This is a genomic window from Methanomicrobium sp. W14 (assembly GCF_017875315.1).
Lineage (GTDB): Archaea > Halobacteriota > Methanomicrobia > Methanomicrobiales > Methanomicrobiaceae > Methanomicrobium.
This window is the reverse complement of sequence record NZ_JAGGMM010000001.1, coordinates 46,544-65,463: the sequence shown is the minus strand read 5'-3', so window position 1 is coordinate 65,463 and position 18,920 is coordinate 46,544. Positions and strand designations below refer to the sequence as shown.

The window sequence follows — 18,920 nt, the reverse complement described above, 5'->3', positions numbered from 1 at the left end:
TTATAAGAAATTAGAGATCATGAAGATTAAGCTAAAAATATTCTTTTTCATTTTTCTAACATTTGCACTATTTGTACATGCAGGTCTCTGTAGTTTAAGCGTTAATTTTGGAGAAAATTCTCAAAAAGATAATTTTGAATATAACCACGGTGGAGATCAAATAAATACATTTTCTGATCTGCCATTATGGATTCAGATTTCATGGATTTCTTCGTTAATTATTGGAACTGCTGCGGCAATCAAATTTCTTCCTGTTCTAACCGGCAAAATAAGATATGCACTTGAAAACACAAAAAGAAGAAAAATCCTTGAATATATCGCGGAAAATCCCGGGAAGTGCATTGAAGAGCTTTCCGGTGAAATGAATCTGAACAGGGAGACTCTGAGGTACCACCTCATATGCCTTGAAAGAAACAACCACATAATATTGGAGAGTACAGACCGCTCCAAAAGGGTCTTTCCAAATCACAACACATTCTCAGGAAAACAGAGAAAAATTATCAGCATCTGCCACAACCCGGTTCAGGTCAAAATGCTGGCAATGATTGCAAAATACCCCGGCATCAGGAACTCGGAGATTAAAGACGAACTTGATATATCCAAAAGTGCTGTCTCCTGGCATATTAAAAAACTTGAAAGTTCAGGTGTCTTGTCAGTAAGAAAATCAGGCAAGTCCGGTCATTATTATATCAAGTCAGGCTTTGAAAAATTTGTTATTGAAAATATCCCCGGTGACATAAAAGAAAAATATGAATTTGAAAGGGGAGATTACACTTAAATACCCGGACAAATTCTTGTTGCCGACAAAATTTTTTACAATTAGTTTTTATACCTGGAATTCCATAGACAACAGATACGGTATATAATAACAGGGATATGCCGGGCTGTTACTGAGTTCTACAAAATTTATCAAAAAAGTCAGGTTTTGAACAAAAAAACTATTTTGGATTTGCATATAAAGGTTTTTTCAGAGAACAGTTAAACGACATAGTGATAGAAGATATAAAGACTGGTATCCTATTTTCATAGGAGGGTGATAACGGGAGCCGGCTCCTTTATCTAACCCGAAAATCAATCCAGAAATACAATTTTAAAAGAGGGAATTAATGGCTACAATTTCCTTCTTTTCTTTAAAAAATGTTGAGTATGATGTTTCCTCATCTATTTTTCGATGATATCTCCTGAATAAAATATTGGAACCTGCAGAATATTCAGGTTAAAAATCCTGCCAGCAAAAACCGGATCTGATTAATCTGCATAATTCTATATACATTGGTTCCTGCACAAAGGGCGGGGATATAAAGTTAACAGCCCGAAAAGCACATTTCCGTCATCTTCATAAGGGAATTATTGAACAATAGTATGAATAAAAAAGCGCAAAAAGTTGTATTTAGAAGATTCTCCTGAATTTACTGAAAAAACACAAAAATATTGGATTTCACTGTAAAAGATTGCAGATTCTCCCAAAAAATACACTGTATTGGGGAATAATAAAAATAACAGTTCAAGTACATAGTGAGAAACGGTATATACATAACTATCCCATTCTAAAATGGGGGAGAAAAAGGGGGGCGTCTATCCTTTTTATTAAGAGCATAAATCAACCAGTTAAAAAAACAAAACCTTTTAATTAAACCAATCCTCTTCCCTTCTTTTCCTCTGTATTTTACATCTGCATAATTTCAGACAATATTATTTAATGTCAAATAGTCCGAAAATCCCATTTAGAGGTATTATAACATCATATTTATGAGATAATCCATAGGAAATTAAAAAGGGCCGGGGATAATAAATTACTGCTTATCTCCATATATTGATTTAAATAACAAAGAAAATGAGACCATCACGGCCCTGATTCCCATGGGCCTGAAAATAAATATATCTCATTCTGAATTTACCGTATCCAAAAAAGGGACATATGTATCAAATCTGACCGTAAAAACAGGCACAAAGCTACAGGCAGGTGAATATTTATTCAGATATTATTCATTTTTTAAACCGTTTGAGAGAAACAATTCATCTTTTTTTGTGGTTAGCGACAGTTCAGCAGTCTCCGGAGTTCTCAGGATCATAGTTTCAGGGGAAGGTATCTGAACAGGAATAACATATCACGTACTGATAGTTCAATCTCATAGTGAGAACCAGTTTTATAAAATCACATATTATTCCTAACTGGGGATGTCCAGAGTAATATCTTCACTAAGTTCCTTTTAAAAAATTCAATCAAAGTGCCATGAAGAGACAATTTTATTGGTGAATACAAAAGGAGATATGTGGAAAGGAAGCTCTCAAGTATAATATGGGACTTGTTAGATACTCAACTTAATTTATTTTTTTGGTTTAATTATGACAGAGAAATCCAAAAAATGCAAATCCAGACTTAAAAATTTGTTTTTTGTAACCATTGCAGTAATTTGTGGTTTTTTTTTTATTATTATTTGCTTCATATATCCCAGCATGGCTTGTCTTTGGATCAGAGGGCAATAATAATTATTTCATAACTATATCAGGTCTTGATTCTGTAAAAACCACAGGAGAAACTACAATCATGATTCCTCTTCCTGTTTATGTTGACGGAGAACCGGTATTTTCTGAAGGTTTACTGAAAAGAGTTAATGATGAACCTGATGTTTACAGACTAAATACGGACTGGAACCTGTCAGTTGACAAAACATCACGTGGAAATATGATGGTTTTAAAGACATCCAAATCAGAATTATCAGATTTGAATATCAGATTAGCAGAATTTGACAGAAAATTCATCCCAAGACTTTTAATGCCTGTTATTAATATTCCAGGAGGTCTTACTCTAGAGGAATTCTCTAAAAAAAAGTCCGGAACATATGAAAGCTGTATTTATATTAACGGCAGTTTTTATCCTTCTGAGGAACCTGTTGAATTTCATCTCCAATACATCGGAGGGGGAAACAAGGAGTTAATGTTTGTAGAACCAATATGGAAATCGTCATCCGTGAAATCCGTATTTTTTGAAGATATCGGATATTCCAATATAAGTGTAAATTATCAGATATCAGACAGCTGGGACTGAAAATGAGAAATTTTATTGGTTAAATAAACCAGGACACTAAAAATGGTAAAACAATTATTTGGATTCTTTTTGGCAGTAATTTTCCACGACCGTGCAAAAGAGACAGGTATGGATAAAAGACTCATCCCATCTCAAAAGAAGTGACACCAAAAATGTTTTTTAGTGGAAGCTTTGGGACCTCTTTCGTATACATTCTCGCAGTCACGAAAACCTCACTCATACCGTATTTTTCGCAAGCAAAACCGCACCTGCATTCGGCGCAGGAGTGTCAAGGTACACCGGCTCGGAATCAACCGAATCACAAAGACCAAGAAATATTTTTTCGGCAGTACCAAAATTTTCAGCAAACAAAGGACCAATTTTATAGCCAGAAAAGCACTTTCTTATAGTCCCGAATCCTTCAATCTCATCGCCGTTACAGCTGACAAGCGATACACTCTCCTTTTGTTCAATCCATTTTTTGAGAAAACCATGCCTTTTTACAGGAAAGTGGCGGGAATCATAATCTGCAAGTCTTTCAAAAGAAACGTCTGATGCACCCAGAAGGTTGCTGTCAGATAAACCATTGACATTTCCCTCCCGGCGTATATTGCGGTATGCAAAAATAAACCCGTATTTTCGTGAATAAGTTTCCTGCATCTCAAAAACACCGTCAGCACCGCAGATTCTTCCTTCTGTATGCGAAAGGCCCTCTTTTAAAAGGACATCACCAATTCCCGTCTTTCTGAACTCTGGTCTTACAACCAGAAAACCTCCGAACGAGAAACTGTCGTCATAGTTTGAAAACTGAACGATTCCTACAGGCCGGCCTTCATACTCAGCTACAAACCAGCCTTTCGGGTCAACGGAATAATGGCACCCGATATCATGAAACCCTGGGTTCCAGCCTTCATCCGCTGCCCAGGCCGCAGCCATTCTGGTCTCTTCAGGGTTCATATTCCGGACGATAACAAACTCCTTTAAAGAAGAGGGGGTTCCGCTCATCGAAAAGATATACTCAAAACCATTACTTGTAATTATCTGATAGTTTCAAGGGAAAAACGGATTAAACAGAAAGCTTAGAGAAAGCATAAAAATGAACACAGGTTATAATACCAAAATAAAAATACGAAAAAAGGAATGAATATATCTAAAGATACTCCTCCGTATCGATGCTTTCACCGGGCTCTAAAACTGCAACCTTAGTATCAGTGACCTTCTCAACAGCCGCCTTAAAGGCTAAGGCGTCCTGCTCAACCAGGGGAAAAGTATTGTAGTGCATCGGAATTACAACAGGTGCACCGACAAATTCGGCTGCAACCATAGCCTCCGACGGCCCCATGGTAAACTTACTTCCTATAGGAAGAAGCGCTATATCCGGGTGATACATCTCGTGAATAAGCTTCATATCCGAAAAAAGACCCGTATCTCCTGCATGATACACGGTGACACCGTCCATTGATATCACAAAACCTGACGCAGGGCCCCCGTAAACAAGTACACCGTCATCATCAATCGACGACGAATGGGAAGCATATACCATCGTGAATTTGACGGAATCAACGAAAATTGTTCCGCCTATATTCATAGCCTCGGTTTTAAGCCCTTTTTTGGATAAGTATATAGCAAGCTCATTAGGGCATACGGTAGGACAGTTAAGGGATACCGCATCACCGACATGATCACCATGTGCATGCGTAACCGCAACGATATCAGGTCTGCACCCGAAGTCCCCGTAAGGCATAAACGGGTCTGTCATAATATTTTTTGAGCCTTCAAGGAAAAAGCATGAATGCCCGAGCCATCTGACTATCATAATGACTATTTTACAGGGCCGTCCCGATATATATTTTTTTATTAATACCGGAAAAACAAAAACTTCAGAAAAATTTCGACAAAATAAAAACAACGTGACCTGAAGGAGACGCCACTCATAAAACAAAAAAATAAAAAGGATAAATGGAATTTTTCATGAAAAATTTATGCATAAACTACATTGCTGCCTTCTATAGGTGACGAAGGGTTAATCACCACAATTTCAGGCTGTGACTCATACCTTAATTCTATCCCGAAAAGGGGTGATGAACCGATTCCGCTTGTAATATACAAAGGAGTTCCTGAATCAAAATAGCCGCTCAGCTCAATTATACCGTTTTCGTTTAAAATCTGAACAAAAGGGGGGGTAAACTGACCGCCATGAGTATGACCGGACAGAATCAGGTTCGCATCCCAGTCTGCCCTGCACTCCGGCTCATGTATCATGAATATTGTAAAATCGTCGCTCTCCGGAACATACGGGGGGTCTGCCATTCCGGCCCAGCCGTCATCAAGACCAACAACCCTCAGGGAAGTTCCGTTTATGTCTAGAGTAACGTACTCGTTTCGGAGAACATTTACACCGTTATCCTCAAGGACACCTGCAACAGAGTCCGCGAAGTCAAGGTCGGAAGTATCGGTATCGGCAGAAAGGGGACTCATATCGTAACCTTCTACTGTCCTGTTCGTTTCCGTGGCAACGTCAAGCATCTTGTACTGCCCGTTTATTCCGTTTATACCGGAGTGATAGTCGTGATTCCCCAAAATCGCATAAACAGGTGCATCAATTTTACTCCATACTTCCTGAAGAGTGAAATTATCATTTTCTCCGTTCACAAAATCGCCACCTATCAGGACAACGGAAGCATTAAGGCTGTTTATTATGTCCACTGCATTACTGATATGTCCAATATTCTTATCCTGGAGATGCGGGTCGGATATAAAAACAACCGACTGCGGCGCACCCTCTATGTACAGAGATGTAACTGTAATGGATTTTGCCTCTGCGACCATGTAACCTGACAGTGATACAAGGCATACTAAAGAAAAGGCCATTAAACCGTAGACGTCGGGATTTTTTTTCGGGATATCTGTGGGCATGTATATTAGTATATAATTATGTCACATATGATATATAGAGAAGATGCCTGCGGCAAACATATTCTCAAAAAATTATATTTTTCTAATTGCATAATCATGAAATATCCGCAAGCTCTGCCTCGGTAGTATCAATTGCTTCCGAAAGCCCGTCATTTGCAAGCGTTCCGGTCATCGATTCAGTCAGGTCACGGTCTTCCATGACGTCTTTTATGCGCTCAAGGAAAGGATCAAGTGTTTTGTCACGTTCCTGTTCAATGACATGACGGTACTCACGCAGCGTTGAAGGACTTATGCCAAGCTCCTCGCTTATCTCCTTCATAGTCTTGCCTGATTCAAGAAGGTCCTCCATTGCAGAACGCTCGAAAGGCATTTTAAAATCAAGGTCACGGAAAAGCTTCAGTCTTACACGTGCCCTTGCAACTGTCTTCGAAAGTTTCTCGTCTCCGAGTTCACGTGCTATTTCGGTATCGTTCTTTCCCTCATAGTAGCCGCATACAAGACACGCCAGATCACGGGGCTTCAGTTTGGTTTTAAAATGCCCCTGATCCAGGATTTCACGCATAATCAAAGCCACTTCACGCTCTATTGCATCCTTGTCGCGCAAAGTACCGTGGATTTTCTTCATAGGCTCTACGATCTCTGTTTTACCGGAAATGTCGCTAAAAAGGCTTAAAAGTTCCTTTTTACGATCCGTAGTATTTATTTTCTTTTTCCTTCTTATTGCAGCCATGCTGATCAATCCAGATTTCCCTTTATAGTGTTCACAAAACTATATAATTTTATTGAATCTTACATATGAGCTTAAAACCAGGACAATTTTATACCGTATTTTATAATTATATATCCTGACCAATATGATAAGAATACTGAAAATAACAAAAAATGAATATAACAAGATCCCTCAAAAAACTTTATCATACCAAAATGAACCGTAAAAGAACATAAAAACGCATAAAAAACTGCATAAGAATGCATTTTTCTAAGCGCAGATGAAACTAATAACCAACAGAAAAATCAGTATTAAGCATTTAAACATGCAATCTGTCTGAGTGATATTGAAATGGCTGACATTTACGATAAAGTGATAGAACTTGCAAGAAGACGCGGCTTTGTCTGGCCCACATCAGAGTGCTACGGATCTGTTGCAGGATTTATCGACTACGGACCCCTCGGGGCTATGCTGAAGAGAAAAATAGAGAATGTATGGCGCAATTTTTATGTCGCACGCGAAGGATACTTCGAGATTGAGTGCCCTACGATAGGAGGGGAGGCCATATACATTGCATCAGGCCACGTAAAGGGATTCGCGGACAAAATGATCCAGTGCCCGCACTGCAATGAATATCACAGGGCAGACCACGTCTGCGATGCCCACAATATAAAGAATGCGGAGACTAAAAGCCTCGATGAGCTGACGGAGATTTTAAAGGACCTGCCGTGCCCGGCATGCGGGGAGACCTTCAACGGCGCACAGGTCCACTATTTCAACCTGATGTTTCACACGACAATCGGTCCGGGAAGCCAGAGGACGGGTTACCTCAGGCCTGAAACAGCACAGGGGATATTTACGGATTTTACAAGGCTCCTTCGATTTTACAGGGAAAAACTTCCTTTCGGTGCAGTCCAGATAGGAAAATCATACAGAAACGAGATTTCACCAAGGCAGGGAATGATACGCCTGCGTGAATTTACCCAGGCTGAAGCGGAAATATTCGTCAACCCTAACGACAAGAAGCATCCCAATTTCGGGCGCTATGCAGACAGGGCCGTTCCCCTCTGGGGAATAGAGCAGCAGGAGAAATGCACCGACCCCGTTTCCATGACGATGAAGGACGCCGTATCGTCAGGGATTATTGCAAACGAATATGTCGCGTATTACGTTGCGCTTACACACGACTTTCTGATATCATGCGGTGCCGAGCCGAAAAAGGTAAGGTTCAGGCAGCACCTGCCTGACGAGCGTGCACACTACGCCACTGACTGCTGGGACGCCGAGGTCTTCTCTGAAAGGTTCGGGTGGATTGAAACCGTAGGTATAGCAGACAGGACAAACTATGACCTGAATGCACATGCAAAGAACAGCAAAGACTCATTTACCGTATTCATGCCGTACGACGAGCCGAAAAAAGTCATGGAAAGAAAAATTATCCCAAACATGGGTGCACTCGGCCCGAAATACCGCAACAGGGCAAAGGCCGTTTCAGACGCACTTGCAGAGTCCACACCCGGAGAAAACGGTGCTGAAATCGTTCTTGACGGAGAAAAAATAACAATACCCCCTGAACTATACGAAATCCGCGAACAGGAGACTGAAATCCAGGGAGAATACATCATGCCGCACGTAATAGAGCCTTCCTACGGTATAGACAGAATACTCTACTGTGTCCTTGAACATTCTTACGATGAGGAGGACGTAGACGGTGAAGTAAGAAAGGTCCTTCATATCCCGGCAAAGATTGCTCCCGTGCAGGTCGCGGTTCTGCCTCTCATGTCAAGAGACGGACTTGACAGCATTGCTTCAAAAATTATGGAGAAGGTGCAGGACGAGGGAATAATTGCACAGTACGATGATTCAGGCGCAATAGGAAGACGCTACAGAAGACAGGACGAAGTAGGAACACCATTTGCGGTAACCGTAGACTACGACACAAAAGAGGACAACACCGTAACACTGCGTGAACGCGACTCAATGAAGCAGATAAGGTGCGATGCACAGAAAATCCCCGGCATATTAAGGGACCTCATACGGGGAAAAGTCTTATTTGACGAACTGCAGTAAAACAGATGAAATACATCACCCATCCCCTTATAAAACCTCAAAGTCTTGAAGAGAGACAGTACCAGCTGTCAATAGCTATTCATGCGGTTGAGTCAAACACACTTGTCGTCCTGCCGACAGGTCTTGGAAAAACTGCAATTGCTCTTCTCTGTTCTGCAATGCGGCTGAAGTCATGCAAAGGCAGGGTCCTTGTCCTTGCCCCCACAAAGCCGCTTGTTGACCAGCACAAAAAACTTTTCAGCGAAAAGATAATCCTTCCTGAAAACAGCGCCCAGGACGGTTTTGCTATGTTTACCGGCGAAACCGACTCTGAAAAACGGCTTGAAATGTGGGGGGCGGCAGATATAATACTCGCAACGCCGCAGGTCATAAAAAATGACATAATTGCCGGGCGTTATTCCTTAAAGGACGTCTCTCTTGTGATATTCGACGAATGCCACAGGGCTGTCGGAAATTATGCATACGTTTTCATAGCAGCTGAATACATGAAGACCGCACAAAACCCGCTGATCCTTGGCATGACTGCATCCCCAGGCAGCAAAGAAGAAAAACTGATGGAAGTCTGCAATAACCTCTTCATCCGGACAGTCGAGACAAGGACAGAAACTGATTCTGACGTAAGGCCGTATATTCACGAACGTGAGATTAAATACGTTGGCATAGAGCTTCCGCCAGAACTTGAGTTTGCAAGGATTACTCTTAAAAAACTCCTTGAACAGCGCCTCTCGGTCCTCGGTTCAGCCGGTTATATCGTTCCGTCACCGGATAAACTTTCAATGACGGCATTAAACGGGATAAATGCACAGATTCAGAGAAATATTCAGGCAGGAAACAGGGACGCCTACACTGCCGCATCCATACACGCCGAGATTATGAAAATCCGGCATGCAATTACACTTGCAGAGTCGCAGGGAAGCGAAATCCTTAAAGTTTACCTCAACAAACTCACGGCCGAGGGTATGAACTCATCCGGGACAAAGGCAAGCAAAAGACTGGCGCACGACTCTCTGTTTGTAAATCTTGTCAGCGAATCGGACAAATGGGAGGGTGAACTGCTCCCGAAGTTTGAGACGTCATACCAGATAGTAAAAAACCAGCTGACCGAATCTCCCGAAAGCAGAATAATAATATTTGCAAACTACCGCGACACAGTAGAACTCCTCTGCAAATATATATCGGATAAAGGAATCGAGGCAAGACATTTTATAGGGCAGGCTTCAAAGGACAGGGCAAAAGGGCTTTCCCAGAAAAAGCAGATCGAAACACTGTCGGAATTTCGTGAAGGAGCCTTCAGGGTCCTTGTAGCAACATCAGTAGGAGAGGAAGGCTTAGATGTCCCCTCAACCGACCTCGTTATATTTTATGAGTCCGTCCCCTCCGAAATCAGGAGCATCCAGAGAAAAGGCCGTACAGGAAGGCATGGAAGCGGCAGCATAATCGTCCTTGTAACGAAAGGCACACTGGACGAGACGTTCACCTACGTCAGCAGGGGACGGGAAAGGTCAATGAAGAAAGGAATCCTAAACCTCTCCGGCCTCACCAAAAACGCCCTGGAAAACAACATAACAACATTAAACGAAATCCGGCAAAACCCGCAGGGCCAGGCTACGTTGTCGGAAAAATTCGATGCACCGGCTTTCCCGCAAAGCGGGCCTTATATCATAGCAGACGACAGGGAAAGCTCTTCAAGGGTCGTCGAATGCCTTCACAACTCAGGCGCCGCAATATCACTGGAAAGGCTTGAAAACGGCGATTATGCAATCGGTGACAGGATAGTCGTCGAAAGAAAAACTACACGGGACTTCATGGACACTCTCGTTGAGCGTGACCTTATAGGCCAGATAAAAAGGATGGCTGACTCGGTGCTAAAACCTGTCCTGATAATTGAAGGAGACGACCTCTACTCCCAGCGTGATGTAAACCCGAACGCTGTAAGGGGAGCTCTCTCTGCAATAGCAATAGGAATGGGGGTAAGTATTTTTTACACGAAAACTCCCGAAGAGACCGCGGATATGCTTTTTGTGATTGCAAACAGGGAGGAGGGAAGCAGTGATGGCGCCAAATCTCCGCACTTTCACAAGTCATACAAAACAAAACGTGAAGCCCTTGAGTACATTCTCTCGTCTTTTCCCGGAACCGGACTTAAAAACGCAAGGATACTCCTTGAAAACTTTGGAACACTTGAAAATATAATCAAAGCATCAGAGGAGGAATTAAAGGCAGTCGACGGAATAGGTGAAAAAACGGCCAGTAAAATTTATGAAATATCCAGACAGATATACTAATTAGTATTTAGGTGCCTGCAATAACTGCAGTTAAAAAATCTAAAACATATTGAAAATATTATTTATTCCGGATTTTCCCAAAGATTCTTCAGTCCAAACCCAAAAAACGCATTCTTTGCATTAAACTTCAGGAAAGTCCTTTCATCACATTTTTTCCAGTTTCAGCAGTGCATCTATCCCCTCGTTTACCGATTTCATAAGGCAGAGGCAGTCTTTGGGCCTGCTTTCGGATTCTGCACGCCTGCAAAGTGATATGACTGCGCTTTTCACCTCATCATACAGTTTTGAATCGGACACACACAAAGGCTCTTTTGCCTGCCTTTTTTCTTCAGTGTGCGCTTCGTATTTTTTTTCAGCACCATCCGTTCCGCTTTTTTTTGGCGCGGGCTTATTCTCCGTCCTGTTTTCCCTGCAAACTACACAGAAGGTATCTCCCTTCACCGTAAACAGGGGAGAACCACATTCAGGGCAGGTTTTATCAAGCATTTTTCCGCCTTTAAGCAGAGAATCGGCCATAATATCTTCAGGATTCCTCATGATACCACTAAACTTTTCTCGTTCATCTTATATATGCCGGCACCTAAATTAATAATAGGATGGTGATTTTAAGTGGAAGATACCCAGAAGACTATAAATTACTGCATCCAGATGCTTTCAGGAATCATGGATGACACGACAATACCTAAAAATATAAGAAGAGTTGCGGAAGAAACAAAAAAAGTGCTCATGAACGATTCACAGGAGCTGGGTCTTCGTGCAGCAACAGCCATATCGCTTATAGATGAAATTTCAAACGACCCGAACATGCCTGTTCACGCAAGAACACGCATATGGCAGCTCGCATCAAAGCTTGAGACACTGCCCCTTGACTAAAGAGGCTAATCATTTAAAGGTTTTGGATTTTCGAAATAAGTAAAAATACAGTTAATTCTGCTAAAAAAATTATTTTAATAAAAAAATTTAACTCAGTTCATTTTTTAAAATTTCAGTTTCACAGTTCCTTTAGAATGATACCGAAAAATAAATAAGAATTAATTTAATTCTTCGTATACAGGTAAGTCTCAAGACCAGTAACAATTCCACCCGTCGGAAGTGAAGCCGAGACCTTTATCTGGCCGATTCCTCTTGTGTATTCACCGTAACTGATATCACTGTATGCAACGCGTATTCCTGCAAGAGGACCCCCTTCACCCTGATCAGAGCTTGTAATCGTTGTATAGCCCATATACAAAACTTTCCTCGGGCTTACCGTACGCATGAGAGTGTCAGTCTGCGGTGAAAGAAGAATAACAGTACAGGAAATACTGGAATCATAAAAGACAACTTTCCTTCCGTATTCGTCATAGAAATTAAAATGTATTACAATACCATCGTTACCCGGATCGGAATCCCAGTCTACCGGTTCGGCATAAAGGTCCATGCTTTTTATGGCGGAAGGTGAGGAGTAGATTTCACCGTTATGAATATACGTAACACCACCGGATTCTCCGTTTTCTGAACCGGTGCCTTCACCTGGCACCGCCGGCGTTTCGGTTGCCGAAACCTGGTACGTAATGTAAGTATTTCCTCCGGCACCCTGGCTGACAGGGCTTTTAAGGCACAAAAGATTCGGGTAATATTTCAGGACTGCATACCCGCCGCATGCAATTACCGCAATTACAATAATCACTGCGAAGATCTTCCATTTATCCATGATTTCCATTAGGAGTGTTTAATATAATAATACTCCCTTTTAACGAAATGCAAAAATTTTAAAATATTGATAAAAAAGGATTATTCCCCTTCTAAAAGGGCAGTCTGACTATCCAAATCTTCGTCGCCTGAAGGGTCCTCATCCACTGCCTCAAGTATTGCAAACCCGACAACGCTGTCGCCCGAATCAAGTTTCATTATACGTACACCGCGTGTCCCGCGTTTCTGTATTGAGATCTCGGAGACCTTCGTTCTAATGACAATCCCTGACCTGCTCATAAGGATTACCTCATCGCTGTCGTTTACCGCCTTTGAGGAGACGACACCCCCTGAAATGTCGACCTGGATGTTCTTCACTCCCATCGTTGCACGGCCGTGACCCCTGAACTCATCGAAATCGGTTCTCTTTCCAAAACCTTTTTCGGTTATCGTCAGCAGATGGTCTTTTTCGACAACAGTCATGTCCTGCAAAACGTCCTCAAAGCGGAGTTTGATTCCTTTGACGCCAAGGGCATTCCTGTGCCTCAACGGGACAGTTAAAAGATCAAACCTTAAACTCTGGCCGAATCTCGTTGTAAGAACAAGTTCTCCTTTGTCTTTGACCTCCCTTACATCAACAAGCTCATCACCGTCACGAAGCGTGATTGCATTTATTCCGGTCTGACGCGGCCTTGAGAACTCGTCCTCGGGTATCTTCACAATCATTCCTGTCCTTGTCGCAAACAGGAAGTATTTGTCGCTTGCAAATTCGGACACCGGAATTACCGCCGTGACCTTCTCATCGTTGAGATTTAAGAGGTTCACAATCGCTTTGCCCCGGCTCTGTCTTGTAGCTTCCGGAATATCATACACCTTCAGCCAGTAGACGCGTCCCGAGCACGTAAAGCACAGGAGATAGTCATGGGTAGAGGCCACAAAAATATTTTTGACAAAGTCCTCCTCCTTTGTCGTCATGCCCACAATACCGCGTCCGCCGCGGTGCTGGCCTTTGTAGGTGTCAAGAGGCATCGATTTTATGTAGTTATCGGAAGTCAGCGAAATCAGGACCTGTTTGTTCTCAATTAAGTCCTCCTTTTCAAAATCTCCGGCATCCGCTGTTATAACTGTTCTTCTTTTATCGGAATATTTTTCACCCAGTTCTTCTGTCTCCCTTTTTATCTCGGCGAAGATATGGGTATCGTCTGAAATAAGGGATTTCAGCCTTTCAATCTCTTTTAAGATGCCGTCTCTTTCATCGATTATTTTCTGCTGCTCAAGTGCCGCAAGCCTTCTGAGCTGCATTTTCAAAATTGCATCCGCCTGAAGGCTGTCCAGGCCGAAATTCGCGATGAGCTTCTCGGAAGCCTCTTCTGTCGTGGAAGAGCCACGGATTGTTGCTATAACGGCGTCAATGTTGTCCAGTGCAAGCAAAAGTCCCTTTAATATGTGAAGTCTCTCTTCAGCTTTCTTTATATCAAAAGTAGTCCTCCTGAAGACCACTTCCTTTCTGTGCTTAAGGAACTCACCGATAAGCTCCTTTAAATTAAGGTACCTGGGCTGGTTGTCAACGATTGCAAGGTTAATCACTCCGTACGTCGTCTCAAGAGCGGTATGCTTAAAGAGCTGGTTTAAAACTATAAGAGGCACAATCCCTTTCTTAAGCTCGATTACTATTCGTATACCGTCCTTGTCCGACTCATCACGAAGGTCCGATATCCCGTCAATCCTTTTGTCTTTTACAAGGTCAGCCATCTGCTCGATAAGTCTTGACTTGTTTACCTGGTACGGAATTTCGGTGACAATTATCCTGTCCTTTTTGCCGCCGCTTCCTCCCTCTTCTATATCTGCAACTCCCCGAACACGGATTCTGCCTCTTCCCCCGGAATAGGCATCTACTATGCCACTGCGCCCGAGTATGATTCCGCCTGTCGGAAAGTCGGGGCCGGGAATCTTTTCCATAATTTCGGCCAGGGAGATATCCGGCTTTTCAATCGTTGCACAGATGGCACTGCATACTTCACCGAGATTGTGCGGGGGCATCTTCGTTGCCATCCCGACCGCAATACCTTCCGAGCCGTTGACGAGAAGGTTCGGGAACTTTGAAGGAAGGACAAGCGGCTCTTTTAATGATTCATCAAAATTCGGGCCGAAGTTGACTGTGTCCTTGTCGATGTCGGCAAGCATCTCCTCCGATACGGGGTCAAGCCTCGCCTCGGTATAACGCATCGCAGCAGCAGAGTCACCGTCTATGGAACCGAAGTTTCCCTGCCCCTCGACGAGAGTATGCCTGTATGAGAAAGGCTGGGCCATTTTGACAAGCGTATCATAGATAGAGGCATCACCGTGCGGGTGATACTTACCCATGACCTCTCCCACGATACGGGCGCACTTTTTAAACGGTTTGTCATGGGTGTTTCCCATCTCGCCCATCGCATACAGAGTACGCCTGTGGACAGGCTTCAGTCCGTCCCTTACATCAGGAAGTGCACGCCCTATGATTACAGACATCGCATAATCGATATAGGAAGACTTCATCTCCTCTTCGATATTTACAGGAATAACTCTTCTTTCGCCAAATGCAAAATTATCAGATGTCAAGGTTTGTCACCTCCTTTCCGTGGCGGTAAATGAATTCGCGCCTTGCGTCCACATCGTCTCCCATAAGCTTTGTGAATATCTCATCCGCGTAGCTTGCATCCATTATATCAACCTGCTTTAATACGCGTGACTCGGGATTCATCGTGGTGTGCCACAACTGATCAGCGTTCATTTCACCAAGACCCTTGTACCTCTGGATTGTCGTCCCTTTCTCCCCGAACTCTTCAATAAGTTTTCTCATCTCATCTTCACGGAAAGCGTAAACCTCCTTCTTTCCCTTGGAAACACGGTAAAGAGGAGGCTGGGCTATGTAGATGTAGCCGTTTTCTATGAGCTGGGGCATGTACCTGTAGAAAAACGTCAGAAGAAGGGTGCAGATATGTGCACCGTCCACATCAGCATCCGTCATCATGATTATATGGTGGTAACGTGCCTTTTCAACATTGAAATTTTCACCTATTCCACACCCGATTGCGGATATCAGCGTCTGAATTTCAGCATTTTTCAGGATTTTGTGCGGAGAAGCCTTCTCAACGTTGAGAATTTTTCCCCTGAGAGGAAGTATAGCCTGGGTAAGGCGTGAACGGCCCTGTTTTGCAGAACCCCCTGCAGAATCTCCTTCCACGATATATATTTCACTTTTTGCAGGGTCACGCTCAGAGCAGTCGGCGAGTTTTCCGGGCAGACCGCTTCCTTCAAGAGTGCTCTTTCTTCTCGCAAGCTCCCTTGCCTTTCTGGCCGCCTCCCTTGCTCTTGCAGCACCGAGGGCCTTTTCGACAATCGCCTGGATTACCTTGGGGTTCTCCTCGAAGTAGTCTGATAAGGACTGGTAGACAAGCGAATCTACTATTCCCTTTACATTGCTGTTTCCAAGCCTCATCTTCGTCTGGCCTTCGAACTGTGGCTCTGCAATCTTTATGCTGATTACGGCATTAAGGCCCTCACGGACATCCTCCCCCTTAAGAGAGTCTATGCCTTTGAGAAGGTTGTTGTCCTTGGCAGCTTTGTTTATGGCACGTGTAAGAGCGCTTCTGAAACCCTCGAGATGCGTACCTCCCTCTCTTGTGTTGACACTGTTTACGAATGTCAGGACATTCTCAGAGTATGTAAGAGAATACTGGAGCCCTACATCAGCCTCCACCTTGTTTGACGGGTCGTTTGTCGTAAGATAAATCACGTCAGGATGGACAGTCTCCTTTCCTGCAACAAGATACTTTACAAATTCGGATATCCCCCCCTCGTAACAGAAAGAATCGCTGTACCCGTTTCTTTCATCGGAAATATCTATTCTTAAACCTTTGTTAAGGAATGCAAGTTCACGCATCCGGTGACTTAAGACATCATAATCAAAGGTCACAGTCTCAAATATCTGGGCGTCAGGTTTGAATGTAATAAATGTCCCGCGGTCAAAACCGTCGTTGTGGGCATTTTTACGTGAGGTCAGGCCTTTGACAAGACAGCCCCTCTGAAAGGACATCTCATATATTCTTCCGTCACGGTACACTTCGGCGGTAAGATATTCAGAGAGCGCATTTACGACCGACACACCCACTCCGTGAAGACCTCCTGACACCTGGTAAGTGTTCTTGTCAAATTTTCCTCCGGCATGAAGAACTGTGAGGACAACTTCAAGTGCGCTTTTCCCACTCTGGTCATCCATTTCGTCAACCGGAATACCCCTGCCGTTATCACGAACAGTACATGAACCGTCACTGTTGATTTTAACTGAAATATAATCACAATAGCCGCCGAGCGCCTCATCAACCGCGTTGTCAACGACTTCGTAAACAAGATGATGAAGACCCCGGGCGTCAGTGCTTCCGATGTACATTGCAGGCCTTTCCCTTACAGGTTCAAGGCCTTCCAGAATCGTAATATGTGATGCATCGTAACAATCGTCTGGCAATTTAATATCCCCCGGACTTAAAGCCTGTATACCTGAAATATGCAGATAAACCAGCGCAGTTCAGGAATTTTTGTTCTTTGAAAAACAGTACATATTCAGGACTAAAATACACATATATTATTGGGTCTACTACCACTTAAATCAATCCTGATTTTCCATGTATACAGGATTAAACGGTAAATAGTATTATTATTGTCAGGCCTGCATAAAAACAGTCCCCGGCAGAAAAAACCTTAGTCGTATTTACCAACAGACGGGTCGGAGACCCCTAGTTCACGGTCTATTGCAACGACAAGTCTTTTTAAAGTCCTGTTTACCCCTTCCAGGTCATCTGCGTCCATAAGACCGCTCTGGTGCCACACTATCTTTTGCCTGAGCTGCGAAAACAGCTCGTCAACCTCTGTCCCCTTAAAGGCGTCGGGAAGAACAGCCTCGGTCATGTGGTCGGCAAGTCCCACCCATGCCCTTTCAGGCGGCAGACCGACATGCTTTGATATTAACATAATATTGGTTATAAATCCCCTTCCAAACTGACTAACCATATCAGTTTTCATGTATTACATTCTTTTTTTTAAGACTGTCGATCCGATCAGAAGGTCACATAGTTCCGCTTTTGCGACACCGCCAAAGGCCTTCATGACGGAAGGTTTGAGCACCATTCTCTTTATAACCTCACGTGGCCTGTCCATATCGCCGTATTTAACAATCTCATCGATTATTTCAGGATTATTCATGCAACTGCACAGGTTTTCCACAGTCTTGTCAGAAATTTTTTTCCTCATTTTAAAAAGGGTCATGCCAAAGGCAAGTTCACGACCTATATCCTTTTTCCAGCTCCTTTCATAGCCGGAAAGAGAGGAATCCGAAAAATTGTCTCTTTCACAGCATTTCAGTGCCGTATCCGAAGCATGCACTGCTGTCCGTATGCCGGTATAAACGCCTCCGCCTGACGTCGGTTTTGCAAAACCTCCGGCGTCACCGCAGAATAAAACCCTGTTCCCGTATGTTTTCGGCATAACCCCTATGGGAATCGTTCCTGTTACAAGATGTATATTAGAGCCTTCAAACCGGCCGAAAAACCTCAGAAATCTTTTGTAAACGTCTCTTTCTCCGCACAGGCCAATTCTTGCGGCTTTGTCATTTGAGGGAATTACCCACCCAAAAAAATCCGGAGATGCATAAGGGTGCAGTTCAACAATATTCGGGGGTTTGTCAGCAAATATTTCCGCCTGAATACCGGATAAAAAAACAGGCGCCCTTTTCATACCGAGAAACCTCGTGAAAACCGACCTCGGCCCGTCAGCTGCAATCACCATCCTGCACCTGACGGACTTTTTCCCGTTAATACCGGTTGTCAGAACAAATCCGTCCCGAAACCCCGTAACAGACGTCTTAAGCAGAACATCGGCACCTGCCTTCGCGGCGTTCTGGGCCATTTCAAGGTCAAGGGCGCTGCGGTCAACGACATATGCCATTGTCTTTTTCGCATCGAAAAAAAGATCAGTTTTAAGTCCTGATACGATTCGTGCGCCTGAAACTTCGTTTAAAACAGACCTTTCCGAAACACCGCATTCTAAGAATGCCTTTCTGCTCAAAAGCCCTGCACACTGTACAGGTCTCCCGAAACCTGCATGTTCCTCTATCAAAAGTGTCTTAAGTCCTTTTTCCGAGCAGAAACGTGCGGCTGAACTGCCAACAGGACCTCCACCAGCAACAACGACATCGTACATTGTTCTT

Annotated in this window: 15 protein-coding genes; 5 read left to right on the top strand and 10 right to left on the bottom strand. The window is 43.4% G+C overall.

The window, feature by feature from the left end:
• The first annotated feature begins 19 nt into the window (after positions 1–19).
• Together J2128_RS00350 and J2128_RS00345 are read left to right on the top strand one after the other, a co-directional pair.
• On the top strand, positions 20–778 hold the full coding sequence (locus J2128_RS00350) for a winged helix-turn-helix transcriptional regulator (protein ID WP_209688797.1): 759 nt from the start codon (positions 20–22) through the stop codon (positions 776–778).
• Positions 779–2,548: 1,770 nt separating this feature from the next.
• Positions 2,549–3,049, top strand: a complete 501-nt coding sequence (locus J2128_RS00345) for a hypothetical protein (protein ID WP_209688796.1) — start codon at positions 2,549–2,551, stop codon at positions 3,047–3,049.
• A 216-nt stretch (positions 3,050–3,265) separates the two neighbouring features.
• On the opposite strand, the gene J2128_RS00340 is transcribed toward J2128_RS00345, so the two are convergent.
• The 4 genes from J2128_RS00340 to J2128_RS00325 form a co-directional block, all read right to left on the bottom strand.
• Entirely contained in the window at positions 3,266–4,033 is a 768-nt protein-coding gene (locus J2128_RS00340) for a GNAT family N-acetyltransferase (RefSeq protein ID WP_245323231.1), read from the bottom strand.
• 145 nt (positions 4,034–4,178) lie between these two features.
• On the bottom strand, positions 4,179–4,844 hold the full coding sequence (locus J2128_RS00335) for a metal-dependent hydrolase (protein ID WP_209688795.1): 666 nt from the start codon (positions 4,842–4,844) through the stop codon (positions 4,179–4,181).
• 164 nt (positions 4,845–5,008) lie between these two features.
• Complete coding sequence (locus J2128_RS00330; RefSeq protein ID WP_209688794.1) at positions 5,009–5,944, bottom strand: metallophosphoesterase; 936 nt, start codon at positions 5,942–5,944, stop codon at positions 5,009–5,011.
• A gap of 94 nt (positions 5,945–6,038) precedes the next feature.
• The gene (locus J2128_RS00325; protein WP_209688793.1) at positions 6,039–6,674 is read right to left on the bottom strand and encodes a response regulator receiver protein; all 636 of its coding nucleotides are present in this window, start codon (positions 6,672–6,674) and stop codon (positions 6,039–6,041) included.
• 330 nt (positions 6,675–7,004) lie between these two features.
• On the opposite strand from J2128_RS00325, the gene glyS reads away from it, so the two are divergent.
• Together glyS and J2128_RS00315 are read left to right on the top strand one after the other, a co-directional pair.
• Complete coding sequence (gene glyS / locus J2128_RS00320; RefSeq protein ID WP_209688792.1) at positions 7,005–8,723, top strand: glycine--tRNA ligase; 1,719 nt, start codon at positions 7,005–7,007, stop codon at positions 8,721–8,723.
• A 5-nt stretch (positions 8,724–8,728) separates the two neighbouring features.
• Positions 8,729–11,008: a DEAD/DEAH box helicase gene (locus tag J2128_RS00315; protein ID WP_209688791.1), complete on the top strand. Its 2,280-nt coding sequence runs from the start codon at positions 8,729–8,731 to the stop codon at positions 11,006–11,008.
• A gap of 144 nt (positions 11,009–11,152) precedes the next feature.
• Here the strand turns inward: J2128_RS00315 and J2128_RS00310 are convergent, their stop codons facing one another.
• Positions 11,153–11,524 (bottom strand): Sjogren's syndrome/scleroderma autoantigen 1 family protein, encoded by a 372-nt coding sequence (locus J2128_RS00310; protein WP_209688790.1) that lies wholly within the window; start codon positions 11,522–11,524, stop codon positions 11,153–11,155.
• 93 nt (positions 11,525–11,617) lie between these two features.
• Between J2128_RS00310 and J2128_RS00305 the strand changes: the two genes are divergently transcribed.
• A complete protein-coding gene (locus J2128_RS00305) occupies positions 11,618–11,881 on the top strand; it encodes a UPF0147 family protein (RefSeq protein ID WP_209688789.1) in 264 nt (87 codons plus the stop codon).
• A gap of 163 nt (positions 11,882–12,044) precedes the next feature.
• Here J2128_RS00305 and J2128_RS00300 read toward each other — a convergent pair whose 3' ends face one another.
• From J2128_RS00300 to J2128_RS00280, 5 genes are all read right to left on the bottom strand, one after another.
• Positions 12,045–12,710, bottom strand: a complete 666-nt coding sequence (locus tag J2128_RS00300; protein WP_209688788.1) for a hypothetical protein — start codon at positions 12,708–12,710, stop codon at positions 12,045–12,047.
• A gap of 71 nt (positions 12,711–12,781) precedes the next feature.
• On the bottom strand, positions 12,782–15,277 hold the full coding sequence (gyrA, locus tag J2128_RS00295) for a DNA gyrase subunit A (protein WP_209688787.1): 2,496 nt from the start codon (positions 15,275–15,277) through the stop codon (positions 12,782–12,784).
• Positions 15,267–17,183 carry a DNA topoisomerase (ATP-hydrolyzing) subunit B gene (gene gyrB / locus J2128_RS00290; RefSeq protein WP_245323230.1) on the bottom strand — a complete coding sequence of 639 codons (1,917 nt, stop codon included), beginning with the start codon at positions 17,181–17,183 and terminating at the stop codon, positions 15,267–15,269. Before gyrB ends, gyrA begins: the two co-directional genes overlap by 11 nt.
• A 233-nt stretch (positions 17,184–17,416) precedes the next feature.
• Positions 17,417–17,725: a hypothetical protein gene (locus J2128_RS00285; protein WP_209688786.1), complete on the bottom strand. Its 309-nt coding sequence runs from the start codon at positions 17,723–17,725 to the stop codon at positions 17,417–17,419.
• Between the two features lie 15 nt (positions 17,726–17,740).
• Positions 17,741–18,913 (bottom strand): NAD(P)/FAD-dependent oxidoreductase, encoded by a 1,173-nt coding sequence (locus J2128_RS00280; RefSeq protein ID WP_209688785.1) that lies wholly within the window; start codon positions 18,911–18,913, stop codon positions 17,741–17,743.
• Positions 18,914–18,920 lie beyond the last annotated feature (7 nt).

Bases quoted from the DNA above. Each gene is read 5' to 3' on its own strand.
- J2128_RS00350 (WP_209688797.1), top strand. From the start codon at position 20: ATGAAGATTAAGCTAAAAATATTCTTTTTCATTTTTCTAACATTTGCA.
- J2128_RS00345 (WP_209688796.1), top strand. From the start codon at position 2,549: ATGATTCCTCTTCCTGTTTATGTTGACGGAGAACCGGTATTTTCTGAA.
- J2128_RS00340 (WP_245323231.1), bottom strand. From the start codon at position 4,033: ATGAGCGGAACCCCCTCTTCTTTAAAGGAGTTTGTTATCGTCCGGAAT.
- J2128_RS00335 (WP_209688795.1), bottom strand. From the start codon at position 4,844: ATGATAGTCAGATGGCTCGGGCATTCATGCTTTTTCCTTGAAGGCTCA.
- J2128_RS00330 (WP_209688794.1), bottom strand. From the start codon at position 5,944: ATGCCCACAGATATCCCGAAAAAAAATCCCGACGTCTACGGTTTAATG.
- J2128_RS00325 (WP_209688793.1), bottom strand. From the start codon at position 6,674: ATGGCTGCAATAAGAAGGAAAAAGAAAATAAATACTACGGATCGTAAA.
- glyS (WP_209688792.1), top strand. From the start codon at position 7,005: ATGGCTGACATTTACGATAAAGTGATAGAACTTGCAAGAAGACGCGGC.
- J2128_RS00315 (WP_209688791.1), top strand. From the start codon at position 8,729: ATGAAATACATCACCCATCCCCTTATAAAACCTCAAAGTCTTGAAGAG.
- J2128_RS00310 (WP_209688790.1), bottom strand. From the start codon at position 11,524: ATGGCCGATTCTCTGCTTAAAGGCGGAAAAATGCTTGATAAAACCTGC.
- J2128_RS00300 (WP_209688788.1), bottom strand. From the start codon at position 12,710: ATGGAAATCATGGATAAATGGAAGATCTTCGCAGTGATTATTGTAATT.
- J2128_RS00285 (WP_209688786.1), bottom strand. From the start codon at position 17,725: ATGGTTAGTCAGTTTGGAAGGGGATTTATAACCAATATTATGTTAATA.
- J2128_RS00280 (WP_209688785.1), bottom strand. From the start codon at position 18,913: ATGTACGATGTCGTTGTTGCTGGTGGAGGTCCTGTTGGCAGTTCAGCC.